16 protein-coding genes are annotated in these 16,235 nt (G+C 68.7%); 7 read left to right on the top strand and 9 right to left on the bottom strand.

The genetic code is table 11. The features are described 5' to 3' along the window. Positions 1-111: 111 nt before the first annotated feature. On the bottom strand, positions 112-1,647 hold the full coding sequence (locus tag DDF67_RS18190) for a UbiD family decarboxylase (protein WP_109102265.1): 1,536 nt from the start codon (positions 1,645-1,647) through the stop codon (positions 112-114). Between the two features lie 184 nt (positions 1,648-1,831). Here DDF67_RS18190 and DDF67_RS18185 point away from each other — a divergent pair, with 184 nt between their 5' ends. Beyond that, positions 1,832-3,610 (top strand): DUF4153 domain-containing protein, encoded by a 1,779-nt coding sequence (locus tag DDF67_RS18185; protein WP_109102264.1) that lies wholly within the window; start codon positions 1,832-1,834, stop codon positions 3,608-3,610. A gap of 4 nt (positions 3,611-3,614) precedes the next feature. Here DDF67_RS18185 and DDF67_RS18180 read toward each other — a convergent pair whose 3' ends face one another. The 3 genes from DDF67_RS18180 to DDF67_RS18170 all read right to left on the bottom strand — a co-directional run bounded on the left by DDF67_RS18180 (position 3,615) and on the right by DDF67_RS18170 (position 6,673). Beyond that, entirely contained in the window at positions 3,615-5,399 is a 1,785-nt protein-coding gene (locus DDF67_RS18180) for an ABC transporter ATP-binding protein (RefSeq protein ID WP_109102263.1), read from the bottom strand. A gap of 217 nt (positions 5,400-5,616) precedes the next feature. Then, the gene (locus tag DDF67_RS18175; protein WP_109102262.1) at positions 5,617-5,970 is read right to left on the bottom strand and encodes a VOC family protein; all 354 of its coding nucleotides are present in this window, start codon (positions 5,968-5,970) and stop codon (positions 5,617-5,619) included. 43 nt (positions 5,971-6,013) lie between these two features. Continuing rightward, complete coding sequence (locus tag DDF67_RS18170; protein ID WP_109102261.1) at positions 6,014-6,673, bottom strand: class I SAM-dependent methyltransferase; 660 nt, start codon at positions 6,671-6,673, stop codon at positions 6,014-6,016. Positions 6,674-6,810: 137 nt separating this feature from the next. Between DDF67_RS18170 and DDF67_RS18165 the strand changes: the two genes are divergently transcribed. Then, on the top strand, positions 6,811-7,131 hold the full coding sequence (locus DDF67_RS18165) for a hypothetical protein (RefSeq protein WP_109102260.1): 321 nt from the start codon (positions 6,811-6,813) through the stop codon (positions 7,129-7,131). 6 nt (positions 7,132-7,137) lie between these two features. Here DDF67_RS18165 and DDF67_RS18160 read toward each other — a convergent pair whose 3' ends face one another. Beyond that, complete coding sequence (locus DDF67_RS18160) at positions 7,138-8,094, bottom strand: fatty acid desaturase family protein (RefSeq protein WP_109102279.1); 957 nt, start codon at positions 8,092-8,094, stop codon at positions 7,138-7,140. Positions 8,095-8,168: 74 nt separating this feature from the next. Here DDF67_RS18160 and DDF67_RS18155 point away from each other — a divergent pair, with 74 nt between their 5' ends. Continuing rightward, a complete protein-coding gene (locus DDF67_RS18155) occupies positions 8,169-8,510 on the top strand; it encodes a lysozyme inhibitor LprI family protein (protein WP_109102259.1) in 342 nt (113 codons plus the stop codon). Positions 8,511-8,644: 134 nt separating this feature from the next. Here the strand turns inward: DDF67_RS18155 and ubiA are convergent, their stop codons facing one another. Further along, positions 8,645-9,571, bottom strand: a complete 927-nt coding sequence (ubiA, locus tag DDF67_RS18150) for a 4-hydroxybenzoate octaprenyltransferase (protein WP_109102258.1) — start codon at positions 9,569-9,571, stop codon at positions 8,645-8,647. A gap of 177 nt (positions 9,572-9,748) precedes the next feature. Between ubiA and DDF67_RS18145 the strand changes: the two genes are divergently transcribed. Continuing rightward, a complete protein-coding gene (locus DDF67_RS18145; protein WP_109102257.1) occupies positions 9,749-11,209 on the top strand; it encodes a catalase in 1,461 nt (486 codons plus the stop codon). Between the two features lie 79 nt (positions 11,210-11,288). Beyond that, complete coding sequence (locus DDF67_RS18140; RefSeq protein ID WP_109102256.1) at positions 11,289-11,546, top strand: hypothetical protein; 258 nt, start codon at positions 11,289-11,291, stop codon at positions 11,544-11,546. 141 nt (positions 11,547-11,687) lie between these two features. Here the strand turns inward: DDF67_RS18140 and DDF67_RS18135 are convergent, their stop codons facing one another. Continuing rightward, positions 11,688-12,548 carry an NAD-dependent epimerase/dehydratase family protein gene (locus DDF67_RS18135; protein WP_109102255.1) on the bottom strand — a complete coding sequence of 287 codons (861 nt, stop codon included), beginning with the start codon at positions 12,546-12,548 and terminating at the stop codon, positions 11,688-11,690. Positions 12,549-12,583: 35 nt separating this feature from the next. Between DDF67_RS18135 and DDF67_RS18130 the strand changes: the two genes are divergently transcribed. Together DDF67_RS18130 and DDF67_RS18125 are read left to right on the top strand one after the other, a co-directional pair. Then, on the top strand, positions 12,584-12,931 hold the full coding sequence (locus tag DDF67_RS18130) for an MmcQ/YjbR family DNA-binding protein (protein ID WP_109102254.1): 348 nt from the start codon (positions 12,584-12,586) through the stop codon (positions 12,929-12,931). 41 nt (positions 12,932-12,972) lie between these two features. Continuing rightward, the gene (locus DDF67_RS18125; RefSeq protein WP_109102253.1) at positions 12,973-13,812 is read left to right on the top strand and encodes an aldo/keto reductase; all 840 of its coding nucleotides are present in this window, start codon (positions 12,973-12,975) and stop codon (positions 13,810-13,812) included. A 74-nt stretch (positions 13,813-13,886) separates the two neighbouring features. On the opposite strand, the gene DDF67_RS18120 is transcribed toward DDF67_RS18125, so the two are convergent. Continuing rightward, the gene (locus DDF67_RS18120) at positions 13,887-15,110 is read right to left on the bottom strand and encodes an RHS repeat domain-containing protein (RefSeq protein WP_109102252.1); all 1,224 of its coding nucleotides are present in this window, start codon (positions 15,108-15,110) and stop codon (positions 13,887-13,889) included. Between the two features lie 189 nt (positions 15,111-15,299). Next, positions 15,300-16,235, bottom strand: a 936-nt coding sequence (odhB, locus tag DDF67_RS18115) for a 2-oxoglutarate dehydrogenase complex dihydrolipoyllysine-residue succinyltransferase (protein WP_109102251.1), incomplete at its 5' end; no start/stop codon positions are given.

Here is a 16,235-nt window from a genome sequence, read left to right as displayed (position 1 = left end):
CCCCGCCAAGACCCCCTCGGTCGCTCCGCGACAGCTCCCCCAGAGGGGTGGCGCGGCGCTTCCAGATCCTCCCCCGCTGGGGGAGGTGGCCCGGAGGGCCGGAGGGGCTTTCTACTTCGTCTTCCAGATCGGCTTGCCCTCGCCCGGCAGGCCCAGGCGCGACCACTTCTCGCTGACCGCATCGACCACCGACTGGTCCATGCGGATTTCCTCGCCCCACTCGCGATTGGTCTCCGGCTCCCACTTGTCGGTGGCGTCCAGACCGATCTTGGAGCCCAGGCCGCTGACGGGGCTGGCGAAGTCGAGATAGTCGATAGGCGTGTGCTCGATCACCGTGATGTCCCGCGCCGGATCCATCTTGGTGCTGATCGCCCACATCACGTCCTTCCAGTCGCGGGCGTTGATGTCGTGGTCCACGACGATCACCCACTTGGTGTACATGAACTGGCGCAGATAGCTCCACACGCCCAGCATCACCCGCTTGGCGTGGCCCGGATAGGCCTTCTTCATCGACACCACGGCGATGCGGTAGGAGCAGCCCTCGGGCGGCAGCCAGAAGTCGACGATCTCGGGGAACTGCTGGCGGATCAGCGGGATGAACACCTCGTTCAGCGCCTCGCCCAGCACCGAGGGCTCGTCCGGCGGACGGCCGGTGAAGGTGGTCAGGTAGATGGGGTCCTTGCGCATGGTGATCGCGGTCACCTGGAAGACCGGGAACTTCTCGACGCTGTTGTAGTAGCCGGTGTGGTCGCCGTAGGGGCCTTCGTCCTCGTACTCGTCGAGCAGGACGTGTCCCTCCAGCACGATCTCGGCCTGGGCCGGGACCATCAGCGGCACGGTCTTGCACGGGACGAGGTCCAGCTTGGCGCCGCGCATCAGGCCGGCGAACTGATATTCGCTCAAGGTGTCGGGCACCGGCGTCACGGCGGCCAGGATCGTGCCGGGATCGGCCCCCAGCACGACGGCGCAGGGCAGGGGTTCCTTCTTGCCGGCCTTTTTGTGGCGGGCGTAGTGCTGGGCCCCGCCGCGATGGGCCAGCCAGCGCATGATCGCCTTGTCCTTGCCCAGCACCTGCATGCGGTAGATGCCGAGGTTGAAGTCGTCCTCGCGGTCGTCGCTGGGGCCCTTGGTGACCACCAGGCCCCAGGTGATCAGCGGCGCGGGCTCGCCCGGCCAGCAGGTCTGCACCGGCAGCCTGGCAAGGTCGATCTGGTCGCCGGTCAGGACGACCTCCTGCACGGGCGCCTTCTTGACCGTGCCCGGACGCATCGACAGCACCGTCTTGGCCAGCGGCAGCATGTCGATGGCGTCCTTCAGGCCCTTGGGCGGCTGGGGCTGGCGCAGGAAGGCCAGAAGCTCGCCCACCTCCCGCAGCTCGCCGGCGGTGGTGCGGGGCTCGCCGCCCAGGGTCACGCCCATGGCCACGCGCTTGACCGTGCCGAACAGGTTGGCCAGGGCTGGCATGGGCGAGCGCGACCCGTCGGGCAGCAGCACATGCTCGAACAAGACCGCCGGACCGCCGGTCGCCAGCAGGCGGGTCTGAATCTCGGTCATCTCCAGGACCGACGAGACGGGTTCCTTCACCCGCACCAGCTCGCCCTGGGCCTCCAGCACGTCGATGAATTCGCGAAGCGAGCGGTAGGCCATGGGCGGGGAAACTCCTGGAACGGCGCGGAACCTAGAAGCGGCGGTGCGTCGGGGCAAGGCGGCAGGGCCTTCGCCGGGCCATCAAGGGAATGTGGAGATTGGATGCAGGCCAAGCTTCGTCCTAGGCGGCGCATGTCGGCTGTGCTCAGTTGCGAACGCCTTTCATGGTTGAGTGGAACGTATGATGACTGACGCCGCGATCGAGACCGTCGACCCCAAGGCCGTCCGGCGCGCGTCGCTGGTGCGCCTGGCGACGGGGCTGGCGCAGGGTCTGCTGCTCTACGGCCTCTACGAGGCGGGCGAGCGCAAGGCCTGGCCGGCCATCCACCCCATGCTGTTCGCCGCCATTGGCCTGGCCGTGCTCTATGCGCCGTTCGTGGTGCTGGCCGGGGCGTCGAGCCTGCGCCTTCGCACCCTGGCCGTCTGGAAGCTGGGCGCGGTGATCGTCGCGGCGGGCCTGAGCGCCTACGACATCTGGGTCGCAACCTATTACCGCCATGCGGGGGACTACACGCGGATCCTGCCTGATCCGCCGGTGTTCTGCGCCATCGCCGCGGTGCTGTTCATCGGCCACCACCTGGTGCAGCCGGCCGACATGGAGCGGCGGCCGATCGCCCGCTTCGCCACCTACTTCGACGTCACCTGGAAGCACGGCGTGCAACTGGTGCTGTCGCTGCTGTTCACCGGCGCCTTCTGGCTGCTGCTGTTCCTGGCCGCCCAGCTGTTCAAGCTGATCGGCATCGACGCCATCCAGAGGCTGATTGAGCAGGAGTTCTTCTCATTCCCGGCCACCACCGTGGTGTTCGCCGCCGCCGTGCAGTTGACCGACGTGCGGGCCAATCTGGTGCGCGGGGTGCGCACGGTTTCGCTGACCCTGCTGGCCTGGCTGCTGCCGCTGATGGCGCTGATCGCCGGCGGCTTCCTGGCGAGCCTGCCGTTCACCGGACTGGCGCCGCTGTGGGCGACCAAGGCGGCTGCGGCCCTGCTGCTGGTCGCGGCGGCGTTCCTGATCGTGCTGACCAACGCCGCCTATCAGGACGGCTCTGAGAGGCCGGCCGCCGTGCTGGCCTGGGCCGCGCGTGCGGCCGGGCTGCTGCTGGCCCCGATCACGGCGCTGGCGGCCTATGCGGTCTGGCTGCGGGTGACCCAGTACGGCCTGACGCCCGAGCGGGTGATCGCCGCCGCGTGCGTCGTCGTGGCCGCCGGCTATGCGATCGGCTACGCGACCGCCGCCCTGCGACGCGGCGCCTGGATGAAGTCGCTCGAGACGACCAACATCGCCATGGCCTTCGTGGCCGTCGGCCTGTTGCTGGCGCTGTTCTCTCCCGTGGCCGATCCGCGCAGGCTGTCGGTCGGTGACCAGGTCCGGCGGCTGGAGCGCGGTGCGGTCAAGGCCGAGGCGTTCGACTTTCTGTTCCTGCGCTTCGACTCGGCCCGCTTCGGCCGCGAGGCGCTCGACCGGCTGAAGGCCAACGCCGATCCCGTCGTCGCCAGGCGGGCGCGCGAGGCCGGGGCCATGAAGGAGCGGCCCTATCTGCGCGATCCGAAGCCCGAGCCGGCGGCGCGGCCGCCCAGGATCACCTATTATCCAAAGGGCGAGGTCCCCCCGAAGGGCTTCGCCGAGGCCATGCGCAGCATGGGTTCCGACAGCAACTGCCTGCAGGCCGGCGCGACCTGCGAGGCCCGCCTTGTCGACGTCACCGGCGACGGCGCGCCCGAGGTCCTGATGACCAACCGCTGGGCGCTGGAGGTGTTCAGCCAGTCGCCGACCGACGGCTGGCGCAAGATCGGCGTCTATACCACGCCGTGCGAAGGCTTCGACTTCACTGCCGCCGTCCGCGAGGGCGCGCTGGAGGCGACGGTTCCGGCAGTTCGCGATCTTGCCGGCCCGTCTGGAACGTTGCGCTTCCTGCCCGAGCTCAAGACTTGCCCGCCCAAGATCGAGCCGGTGCAGAAGCCGTGAGCTCTCAGGCCGCCCCCTCGCTGACTGCGTTCAGTCGCGCATAGACCCCGCCGGCGGCCTTGAGGTCGGCGTGGCGGCCTTCCTCGACGACCCGGCCGTTCTGGAACACCAGGATGCGGTCGGCGCCGCGCACGGTCGACAGGCGGTGGGCGATGACGATCGTGGTGCGGCCCTGCATCAGCGCCTCGGCGGCTTCCTGCACCAGGGCCTCGGTCTCGACGTCGAGCGACGAGGTGGCCTCGTCCAGCACCAGGATCGGGGCGTCGGTGAGGAAGGCGCGGGCGATGGCCACGCGCTGGCGCTCGCCGCCCGACAGCTTGATGCCGCGCTCGCCCACCAGGGTGTCGTAGCCATGCGGCAGCTTGAGGATGAACTCGTGGGCGCGGGCCTTCTTCGCCGCTTCCACCACCTGGTCGAAGGTCGCGTCGGGGCGGCCATAGGCGATGTTGTCGAGCAGGGAACGGTGGAACAGGGCCGGGTCCTGCGGCACCACGGCGATGGCGCGGCGCAAGGACCCTTGGGTCACGCGGGCCACGTCCTGGCCGTCGATCAGGATCCGCCCGCCCTGCAGGTCGTGCAGGCGCTGGATCAGCTTGACGAAGGTCGACTTGCCCGACCCCGTCGGGCCGACCAGGGCCACCTTCTCGCCCGGCGCGATGTCCAGCGAGAAGCGGTCGTACAGCGGCGCGCCGGCGTTGCGGTAGGCGAAGGTCACGCCCTGGAAGGCGATCTCGCCCGGACCGGGGACGAAGTCGGGAGCGCCCGCCTGATCGGCGATCTGCGGGGTCAGCCGGGCCCATGCGGCGGCGTCCTCGCTGTCGTCGAGGCCCTTCTGCAGCATGCGGATGTTCTCGCCCATGTTGCGCAGGTAGCCGCTCATCAGCAGGAAGGCGGTGATGGCGAAGGCGACGTCGCCTGGGCCGGCCTTGCCTTGCAGCCAGGCCCAGACCATGGCGCCCGAAAGGCCCGCCTGCAGCACGACCAGCAGCAGGTTCTGGCCCAGCCACACGTCGGTGAAGCGGTTCCAGGTGACCATCACCGCGTCGCGCCAGGCGGCGGTGACCTGCGCCAGGCGCTCGGTCTCGCGGGCCTCTGCGCCGAACGCCTTGACGGTCGGATTGGAGGTCACCGCGTCGGCCAGGGCCCCGCCGATGGCGGAGTCCAGCGCGTTGGACTTCAGGTTCGACGGACGGACATAGCGCTCGGTGATCCACAGGTTCACCGCCAGGTACAGCACCACCACGACCAGCGAGATCGCACCGGCCAGGGGCTGGCGCACCAGCATCATCACCGACAGGCCGACCAGCACGATCAGGCTGGGCACGAGCCAGATCGTGAAGGCGTCGGTGACGCTGTCATAGCCCCACATGGCGCGGGTCAGCTTGCGCACTGTGGCGCCGGCGAAGCTGTCGGCGTGCCAGTCGGACGAGAAGGCCTGCACGCGGGCGAAGCCCTCGTTGGTCATCTCCTCCATATTGCGGGCCGCCAGCGGAATCCAGAAGCGGTGGGCGAGGTTGCGGATCAGCGAGAAGGCCAGGTAGACGCCGACGAAGGCCGCCCAGGCGCCCCAGGCCTGGCTCTTCTGGCCGGCGGCGACCACGTCGATCAGCTTGCCCGAGGCCCACGGCAGGGCCAGGTCGAAAGCCACGGCCACCAGGGTCAGGACCACGCCGGCGGCGAAGATCGCTTTGCGGCGCAGCCAGAACCGCGCCAGGAAACCCAGCACCTGGCCGTTGGACAGCGCCCGGCGCTTGCCCGCGCCATCATCCTCGTCGTCGAAATCGCTCATGGGCGGCTAGATAGGCCTGTTGGGGCCGATAAGAAACGTCCTGCCGACAGGCTGCTGCCGGGTTTCGGCGTCGGGCTTTCCGAGAATGACGGGACCTCCCCCTGTGGGGGAGGCGATCGCGTAGTGATCGGCGGGGGGAGGCCGGTGAAGGCTGCGGCGGTTGAAACCGTCCCCCCTCCGGCCCTCCGGGCCACCTCCCCCAGAGGGGAAGGATCTTTTACTCGAACCCCGTCGCGCTCCAGACGGCCAGTTCGTTGCCGGCCGGGTCGATGAAGTGGAAGCGGCGGCCGCCGGGGAATTCGAAGATCGGCTTCACCACCACGCCGCCGGCGGCGACGACCTTGGATTCCATGGCCTCCAGGTCGTTGGCGTAGAGGATGACCAGCGGCTTGGCCGGCTCTTCGGTCACGTCGCCCACGAAGCCGCCGTCGGCGCCCTGGCCCTCGAAGGCGGTGTAGCCGGGACCGTAGTCGGTGAAGCTCCAGCCGAAGGCGGCCGCGTAGAAGGCCTTGGTCGCCGGCAGCTCGCCGCCCGCCCACTCGATGTAATCGATCTTGCCGTCTTCGCGCATCGGCGCACCTCTCAGAATGTTCTCATTATGTTCTAGCTTCCGCTCAGGGCAGAGTCCAGACGCTGGTGCGCTTGATCGCCAGGTCTTCCAGCTCGCGGGTGGTCGGCACCTGGTATTCGGCCAGCCTTTCGAGGCCGTCCTTGGGGAAGTAGGTGCGGCCAGGGTCGCCGACCAGCACCGTGGCGCCGGCCGCGCGGCCCTGCGCCAGCCAGGCCATGACCGCCGCCGCCATGGGGCCCTCGTAGCAGATGTCGCCGGCCAGCAGCACGTCGGCCGCCGGTGGCGGGGCGTCCAGCAGGTTGGCGTCGGTGAAGGCGATCTCGACGCCGTTGGCATTTGCATTCATGGCCACGGCGGCCTCGCAGAAGACGTCGATGTCGGCCGCCAGCACGCTCTTTGCGCCCGCCTTCATGGCCGCGACGGCGACGATGCCCGAGCCGGTGGCGAAGTCGATCACGGTCTTGCCGCGCACGATCTGCGGATGGTCGAGCACGTAGCGCGCCAGGGCCTGGCCGCCCGCCCAGGCGAAGGCCCAGAACGGCGGCGGCAGGCCGATTTCCTCCAGCGCCTCCTCGGTCAGCTTCCACAGCGGCGTGATCTCGTCGGCCAGGTGCAGCACCAGCTCGGGCGCGTGCGGCGTGGGCAGCAGGCGGGTGTTGTCGGCGATGAAGGCCCGGCGGCCTTCCAGGGTCTGGACGATCATGATTCGTTTCAGGATACTCGCCATATAGGCGGTTTGATCTTGACGACTCGCGCCATGGTGGGGCCAATAACGCCGTTCTTTACGGCTAAGCTTCGTCCATCGCGAAGCGCCGTGAAAGACCGTTTGGGGGAACTATCATGAAGACGAAGATCGTGCTCGCCGCTTGCGCGGCGATGCTGAGCCTTGGCGCGTGCGCCACCAACACCAAGGTCGCCACCACGCAGCTGTCGGACGCGAGCCTGACCTGCCAGCAAATCGCGTCCCAGGACAAGGAGCTGGACGGGATCCTTGAGAAGGCTCAGCACAACAAGGGCGTCAGCAAAGCCAACGTCGCCGCCGTGCTGCTGTTCTGGCCTGCCGCCGTCGGCAACTACATGGACGCCGACAAGGCCGAGGAACTGGTCGTCAAGCGCAAGGCGGTTCTGAAGGAACTGCACACCGCCAAATCCTGCGGCTGATCGTTCTCAGGCGGCCTTGGTCTTGCCGGCTGAGGCCGCCTTCAGCACGGTCAGATAACCCGGCGCGGTCAGCATGCCTTCCGTCAGCCCCTTCTTCCGCAGCAGTTGGTGCGCGCGCGGCAGGTTCCAGCACGGCACGTGCATGAACAGGTGATGCTCGGCGTGGAAGTTGACGTGGTAGGGCGCCACGAGGGCCCGTTCGAGCCAGCTGGCGCGGGTGGTGCGGGCGTGGCGGAACGGGTCGGGTTCGTCCTTGGCCACCAGGGCGTGCTCGGCGATGTTGCGCAGGCGGGTGACCAGTGGGAACCAGGTGGCCATCGGAACTAGCCACAGCGCCAGCCAGGCCCACCACAGGCCGGCGGCGCTGAGCGCGACCAGCATGGCCAGGTTGATCAGCAGGAACCGCTTCTGGCCGGCCGCCGCGCGGGCGAAGATCGCGCCGGGGGCCTGGCCGTCGCTGCGCCTTTTCAGGCCCGCGATGATCGGCCCGAACCGCTGCTTGAAGAAGGTCTGGCCGGTCAGGTCGCGGACGATCTTGCGGCGCAGCGAGGCGCGCGTGGTCGGGAACGGGGCCGAGAGCACCAGATCCGGGTCCTCGGCCTGCTGGGCGAACTTGTGGTGGGTCAGGTGATAGGGGCGGTAGCTGTTCAGTGCGGCGCCCAGCGGGGCGGCGCACAGCCACTCGCCCAGCCAGTCGTTGACCTTGAGGTTGGGGTGCAGGCCGCCGTGAGCGGCCTCATGCATCAGTATGGCGAGACCCAGCTGCCGCGCGCCGATCAGCATGACGGCGAGGATGTAGGTCAGCGGGTTGGGCCAGATCACGAAAAGGGCGCCGGCCAGCATGATCACGGCCCAGGCATGGGCGACCATGGCGATCCCGCGCCAGGACGAGCGCGCCGACAGGCGGGCCCATTCCTCGGGCGCGAACAGCTCCTGCGGCTTGATGCGAGCGGCGACGGCCATGGAACGGATCATCGCACATTCAGGTTCAGCCCGACAGAATGCCGTTAGGTCACGTCCGTTTCCGGAGGGTTTTCATGCGCTTGCCGATCGCCGCCGCTCTCGTCTTCCTCGGTCTTGCAGGAGCCGCGCAGGCGGCCAGCTTCGACTGCGCCAAGGCCCGGCGAGCCGACGAGCGGGCGATCTGCGCCGATCGCGGCCTCGACAACAAGGACGTGCGGATGAGCGTGCTCTACGACATCAACAAGCGCACCATGGGCATGGGCGCGCGCGGCGCGCTGATGGACGGGCAGCAGGCCTGGCTGAACGATCGCGCGGGCTGCAAGGCCAACCGCGCCTGCCTGAACCGGGCCTATGACCGCCGGCTGGGCGAGCTGGAACGCTCGATGGAGCGGATCTATCGAGCGGGGCCGTTCTAGGAACCTCCCCCTCTGGGGGAGGCGATCGCGTCAGCGATCGGTGGGGGGAGGGATCACGAAATCGGCCACCTCGGCGGCGGTTGAAAACGGCCCCCCACCGGCCTTCGGCCGCCTCCCCCAGAGGGGGAGGTTCCTCAGAACCCCGCTGGCGTCCATAGCCCGGCCACCAGGGCCAGAACCAGGATCGCGCCGGCCTGGGCGTTGGACTTGAAGATCTTCAGCGCGCCGGGGCCGTCGTCGACATTGGTGGCGAAGGCCTGGCGCGACAGGTGCAGGCCAAACAGGCCCAGCAGCGGCAGGAACAGCGGACCCAGCCCCCCGACCCAGGCGGCCGCCAGGGCCAGCACGAAGGCCAGGACGTAGAAGATCGCCACGCCCTCGCGGACCTTGGAGCCGAGGCGCCGGGTCGAAGACTTCACGCCGGCCAGGGCGTCGTCCTCGATGTCCTGGATGGCGTAAATCGTGTCGTAGCCGAGGGTCCAGAAGACGCCCGAGGCGTAGAGCAGGGCGGCCGACCACGACAGGGTGTGGGTGGCGGCGGCGTAGCCCAGGAGAGCGCCCCAGTTGAAGGTCAGGCCGAGCCACGCCTGCGGCCACCAGGTGATCCGCTTCATGAACGGATAGCCGGCCACCAGCACCAGCGAGGCCACGCCTAGGCCGATGGCCACCCAGCCCAGGCAGATCAGGATGAGGAAACTGGTCAGGCTGCAGCCGACCAGGAACAGCCAGGCCTGCTTGACGGTGATCAGGCCGGCCGGGATCGGGCGCAGGGCCGTGCGGGCCACCTGGGCGTCGAAGTCTCGGTCGACGATGTCGTTGAAGGCGCAGCCGGCCGCCCGCATCAGCGCCGCCCCGACGAAGAAGGCGATCAGCAGCCACGGGTTTGGCAGCTGGCCCTTTTCGGCCGCCGCCAGGGCGATGCCCTGCCAGCCGGGCAGCATCAGCAGCCAGATGCCCGCCGGACGGTCGAAGCGTCCCAGTTTCAGCCACGGGCGCAGGGACTGCGGGGCGTAGCGGTCGACCCAGTTGGCGGCGGCGGCGTCGGGCAGGATGGCGGTCATGCGGCTTGGCTTAAACCGCCGCGCCCCTCGGGTCGAGCCGATGCGTCCTTCCAAGAACCGGGTGATCGCCCGCGCTAATGTTCGATAGAACTTTCCGATCCTGCCGAGAAAAACGATCAGTTGGATTTATCGAACGCCGCTGGCGACAGTGGCGCTACGACATTCGACGAGGGCGACATGACCAAGACCATCCTGACCACCACGGCCGGCGCGCCCGTCGCGGACAACCAGAACAGCCTGTCGGCCGGCCCGCGCGGCCCGCTGCTGATGCAGGACTACCAGCTGATCGAGAAGCTGGCGCACCAGAACCGCGAGCGCATCCCCGAGCGCGTGGTCCACGCCAAGGGCTCGGCCGCCTACGGTACGCTGACCATCACCCACGACATCAGCGCCTATACGAAAGCCAAGGCCCTGCAGCCGGGCGCCCAGTCCGAAGTGCTGCTGCGCTTTTCCACCGTGGCCGGCGAGCGCGGTGCGGCCGACGCCGAGCGCGACGTGCGCGGCTTCGCCCTGAAGGTCTATACCGAGGAGGGCAACTGGGACCTGGTGGGCAACAACACCCCGGTTTTCTTCATCCGCGATCCGCTGAAGTTCCCCGACTTCATCCGCACCCAGAAGCGCCATCCGGTGTCGAACCTGCGCTCGCCCACGGCGATGTGGGATTTCTGGAGCCTTTCGCCCGAAAGCCTGCACCAGGTGACGATCCTGTTCTCGGACCGCGGCCTGCCGCAGGGCTATCGCCACATGCACGGCTTCGGCAGCCACACCTACAGCTTCATCAACGACGCCAATGAGCGCGTCTGGGTGAAGTTCCACTTCAAGTCCCAGCAGGGCATTCGCACCTGGACCAACGACGAGGGCGATGCGGTGATCGCGGGCGACCGCGAGAGCGCCCAGCGCGACCTGTTCGAGGCCATCGAGGGCGGCGACTACCCGCGCTGGACCCTGAAGGTGCAGATCATGACGGAAGCCCAGGCGCGCGAGACGGCCTTCGATCCGTTCGACCTGACCAAGGTGTGGCCGCATGCCGACTTCCCGCTGATCGAGGTCGGCGTGCTGGAGCTGAACCGCAACCCGGACAACTACTTCGCCGAGGTCGAGCAGAGCTCGTTCTCGCCGTCGAACATCGTGCCTGGGATCGGCTTCTCGCCCGACAAGGTGCTGCAGGGCCGGCTGTTCGCCTATGCCGACGCGCATCGCTACCGGGTGGGCACGCATTACGAGGCGTTGCCGGTCAACAGGCCGCGCTGTCCGGTGAACCACTACCACGCCGACGGCGCCATGCGCTTCGACGCGCCGAAGCGGACGCAGGCCTGGTACGAGCCCAGCAGCTTCGGCGGGCCGGTACAGGATGCTGCAGCCGCCGAGCCGCCGCTGCGCCTATACGGCGACGCCGACCGGTTCGATCACCGCGCCGGCAATGACGACTACGCCCAGCCGGGCGCGCTCTTCCGGCTGATGAGCCCGGACCAGCAGGCCCAGCTGTTCGGCAACATCGCCGCGGCCATGCAGGGCGTGCCGGAAGCGATCGTGCGCCGGCAGCTCGTTCACTTCCACCGCGCCGACCCGGCCTACGCCGCGGGCGTGGCTTCGAGACTGGGGATCGCGTTCGACGCGGCCCCCATCGCCGCCGAGTAGACGCTCGCTCGGCGGCCCGAAAGGACCGCCACCCGCCCAGCCCGGCGGTCCTCCTCCACCCCATGAAAGGAGACATCCAATGACCCGTCCCGACCCGATCCTGAACCGCGCCTTCGGCTGGAGCCTCCTGGCCCTGGGCTTGGCGGCCGGCGTCGTCCTGCCGCATCCGGCGACCACGGCCCTGTGGTCGGCCTCGGCCAGGGCGTTCCGCCGGGCCGGCGACGAGGCGATGGTCCAGCGCCTGCTTTCAGCGACCAAGTTCGGCCCGAGAATCCGCCGCGGGCTGAAGCGGCCGACGGCAGTGATGCTGTATTATGGAAGGGCGGGGTTGGCTTGAAGATGACGGGGCCTCCCCCTGTGGGGGAGGCGATCGCGTAGCGATCGGTGGGGGGAGTTTCTGCTGAATCGGCCCCGCCAGCGGCAGCTGAAAACGTCCCCCCTCCGGCCTTCGGCCGCCTCCCCCACAGGGGGAGGTTCATCAGAACCGAGGCCTGAAATCCCTCGGCGCCCAGCCGAAATCCCTGACCGCATCGGCCGAGTCGAACGCCAGGTCCTGGCTCATCCGCGCGCCCATGGCCGCCGTGGCGCCGGGGAAGAACGGCCGCGCCAGGGTCAGCAGCAGGCCGAAAAGCCAGGGCGGCAGCACGAGGATCGCCGGCCGGCGGCCCAGGCCCTCGAACACCCGGCGGGCCATCTCGCGATAGGGCAGGGTCTCGCCGCCGACCAGGGCGTAGGACCGGTCGAAGGCGGCGGGCGCGCTTGCGGCGGCGATGGCCCCGGCGGCCAGGTCGTCGGCATGGACCGGCTGGCGCAGGCCGTCGCCCGATCCCGACAGCGGCAGCACCTTGAAGCGACGGATCAGGCCGGCCAGGCGACTGACGTTGCCGTCGCGGCCCTCGGCGTAGATCAGGGTGGGGCGCAGTATGGTCCAGGCCACGCCGTGCTCGGCGCAAAAGGCTTCGACGGCGGCCTCGGCGTCGGCCAGGGCCTTGGCCACGGCGCGCTCGGAGGCCTCGGGCGAGTCCTGCTTGGTGAAGCGGCTGGTCGAGGAGAAGGCCACCAGGCGCTTCATGCCCCGCGCCTTCAGGAGCGGCAGCACCACCGGCAGCAGCCAGATCGGCGACAGCGAGAACACCGTGGCCGCGCCGGGCAGCTGTTCGGCCAGGTCGTCGGCCTTGAGGTCGGCGTCGATCCAGCAGGCGTCGCCTCCCGGTGGCCGGCGCGACAGCCCCATCGGCTCGTGGCCGTCGGCCTGCAGCCGCTGCATCAGGAAGGTCCCGATCAGGCTGGTGGCCCCCAGCACGAGGATCGGCGTCTTCAGGGTGTTTTCCGCGCTCATAGCCTCTCTATAGTCGCGGGAAGGGAGCTTCGCCCATGCCCATTACCTATGACGAGGTCCGCGCCTTCGCCCTTTGCCTGCCGCTGGTCGCGAACGGGACGTCCTATGGCTATCCCTGCCTCAAGGCGAACGGCAAGTTCCTGACCCGCCTGAAGGAGGACGGCGACAGCCTGGTGCTGCCCGGCGTGCCGTTCGAAGAGCGCGAAATGCTGATCGAGGCCGCGCCCGAGGCGTTCTACGTCACCGACCACTACCGGAACTATCCCATGGTGCTGGCGCGGCTGTCGGCGGTGGAGGCCGGAACGGTCACGCGCCTGCTCGCGCGCCACTGGCGCGCCTGCGTGCCGAAGAAGGTCGCCCGCGCCCATGACGAAGGCGCCTGAGGGCGCCTATATCCGCCAGACCAGATTTTGCGGAGCTTCCCATGTCGAACCCCACCCCCGGCGTCCGTTCGGGCGATGTCGAGATCCCCGCCATCGGCCTGGGCACCTACCAACTGGAGAACGGCCTGGCCCAGAGCGTGACCGAGAAGGCGCTGGAGCTCGGCTATCGCCATGTGGACACCGCCCAGATCTACGGCAACGAACAGGACGTGGGCGCGGCCCTGGCGGCTACCGGCGTGCCGCGCAGCGAGATCTTCGTCACCACCAAGGTTTGGATCGACAAGTTCGCCGACGGTGATTTGCAGCGCTCGGTCGACGAGAGCCTTAGGAAGCTCCGGGTCGACCAGGTCGACCTCCTGCTGCTGCACTGGCCCAAGCCCAAGCCGGCGCTGGTCGAGACCATCGCCGCACTGAACGCGGTGAAGGCCGACGGCCGCACGCGCGCCATTGGCCTGTCGAACTTTCCCTCGGCGCTGATGCAGGAGGCCGCGAGCCTGTCGGAAGCCCCGTTGGCCACCAACCAGGTCGAGTATCACCCCTATCTGTCGCAGAAGACCCTGCGGGCTACGGCCGACAGGTTGGGCGCCTCGATCACCGCCTGGTCGCCGCTGGCCCAGGGCAAGGTCGGCGACGATCCGGTGCTGAAAGCGATCGGCGACAAGTACGGCAAGACGCCGGGGCAGGTGACCTTGCGCTGGCAGGTGCAGCAGGGCGTGATCACCATTCCGCGCACCAAGAACCCGGTCCGCCTGGCCGAGAACTTCGCGATCTTCGACTTTACCCTGACCGACGAGGAGATGGCCCAGGTCTACGGCCTGGCTCGCCCCGACGGCCGGATCGGCGACTGGATCGACGCGGCGTTCCGCTGGGACGCTGAATAGTCTTCTCCCGCGAGGGGAAGGGACGACGGGCGAGGGGCCTTGCGGCCGCTCGCCCGTTTCTTTGGTCGCGTCTTCTAGGAGCCGTAGAGCGACGACCAGGTGGTCAGCTGCTGCTGGCCGCTGGTGGCCTTGCGCGAGATCGGACGCGTGAAGAAGGCGTGGGGGTCCTGGCCGCCGGTCGTGTGCAGGCGGAGGTTCAGCCGACGATAGGCCGCGCCCGCCGGGGCGGTGACGAAGCCGCCCAGGATGTTGAAGTTGGCGATGTCGCCATTGGACGCGCCGCCTTCCCGGGCCGAGCCCGGCAGGGCGGTCTGGGCCAGGACGGTGGTCTTGTCGGCGGCGTAGAACTCGATCAGCAGCTGGGCTTGCCCCCGGTGCTGGGCCGCGGCCACCGACGCCTCGTAGGTCGCTCCGGGTTCCGCCGGCATGAAGTCCGAACGAAGATCCATCAGGCCGTTCGTCGTCGCGCCAGCGACATACAGGAACAGAACGTCGTTGCCGTTGCCGTACCAACCGGGGTTGTTCACGCCGATGGCGGTGGGCCCGGTGTTCGCGAGCGCCAGGGACCAGCCGAAGTTGCCGTACTTGAACCGCGGATTGACGACCTCCTGCTGGGGGACCGCGATCGAAAGCGCCGGGCGGGTGAAGAAGGCGTAGGGGTGTTCTCCGCCGTTGGACGCCAGGCGGAGGTTCAGGCGGGTATAGGCCGCTCCCGCAGGCGCAGCGACGAACGCGCCCAACTGGTTGAAGTTGGCGAGGGCGCCGTCGGCGGCCCCGCCGTCCCTGGCGGTTCCGTCCATGAGGACCGTAGAGATCAGGGTCGCCTTGTCGGCGGCGTAGAATTCCACCAGGCCATGCGCCTTGCCGCGATGCTCAGCGGCGTAGACCGAGACGTCGTAGATCCGTCCGGGAGTGACCGCGGTCCAGCCCGAGCGGACATCGACCAGGGCGTTGGAAGGCTGGCCCGGGATGTAGGACCACAGGACGTTGTTGCCGTTGCCATGCCAGCCTGGATTGTTGACGCTGACGATGTGGCCCGGCGCCTGCCAGGTGGCGACCTGCCAGTCGCCGAGGCCGGCGCTGAAGTCGGCGTTGCGATAGCCCTGATAGGGAGCGACCCGGGTCCGGTTGCCGGCCGCGTCGTACTCATAGACCGTGCCGTTCCCCGTACTGCGATCCACGGCGGTGAGGCGTCCGAGCGCGTCGTAGGTGTAGCGTTCGTTCGTTTGGGCGATAGCGGCGGTGGCAGGGAGAAGCAGGCTCAACGCGGCCAGGGCGGCGGAAATACGGGTGCGCATGCGAAAGCGTGATCCAAGCGAACTGATGAACTCAGTCCAAGCTTAAGCATGTCGGGTCGCCATGTCAGGTTGATAAAGCAAAAATCTGCAACACGGAGGTTAGTGCTCGCCGAGCGGCCACCGGTTGTGCGGGCAAAGAAAAAGGGGCCGCTTTTGCGGCCCCTTCGTCGTTCTGGATGGACGCTGGCCTTACAGGTCCAGCAGCAGGCGCTGCGGATCTTCCAGGGCTTCCTTGACCTTCACCAGGAAGGTCACGGCGCCGGCGCCGTCGACGACGCGGTGGTCGTACGAGAGGGCCAGGTACATCATCGGACGGATCTCGATCTTGCCGTTGATGACCATGGCGCGTTCCTTGATCGCGTGCATGCCCAGGATGCCCGACTGCGGCGCGTTCAGGATCGGGGTCGACATCAGCGAGCCGTAGATGCCGCCGTTGGTGATCGTGAAGGTGCCGCCCTGCATGTCCTCGATGGCCAGGCCGCCGGTGCGGGCCTTCTTGCCGAGGTCGCCGATGGTCTTTTCGATCTCGGCCAGGTTCAGCACGTCGGCGTCACGGACGACCGGAACCACCAGGCCCTTGTCGGTGCCGACGGCGACGCCGATGTCGTAGTGGTTCTTGTAGATCACGTCCTGGCCGTCGATCTCGGCGTTGACGTCCGGGATCGCCTTCAGCGCGGCCACGACGGCCTTGGTGAAGAACGACATGAAGCCCAGCTTCACGCCGTGACGCTTTTCAAAGACGTCCTTGTACTGGGCGCGCAGGGCCATCACCGCGCTCATGTCGACCTCGTTGAAGGTCGTCAGCATGGCGGCGGTGTTCTGGGCTTCCTTCAGGCGACGGGCGATCGTCTGGCGCAGGCGCGTCATCTTCACGCGCTCTTCGCGTTCGTGCAGGGCGCGCGGCGCGGCCGGGGCGGCGGCCGGAGCCGGGGCGCTGGCGCGGGCTTCCAGGGCGGCCAGAGCGTCGCCCTTGGTCACGCGGCCGTCCTTGCCGGTGCCGGCGACCTTCGACAGGTCCAGGCCGTTCTCGGCGGAGATGCGGGCCGGAGCCGGGCTGACGGGCGCGGCGGCCGGAGCGGCAGGCGCCGCGGCGGCGGGCGCCGGCGCAGCGGCGGGAGCGGTGGC

Source organism: Caulobacter endophyticus (assembly GCF_003116815.1).
Classification (GTDB): domain Bacteria; phylum Pseudomonadota; class Alphaproteobacteria; order Caulobacterales; family Caulobacteraceae; genus Caulobacter; species Caulobacter endophyticus.
The sequence above is the reverse complement of the archived record's forward strand: the minus strand, read 5'-3'. Positions and strand labels throughout refer to the sequence as shown.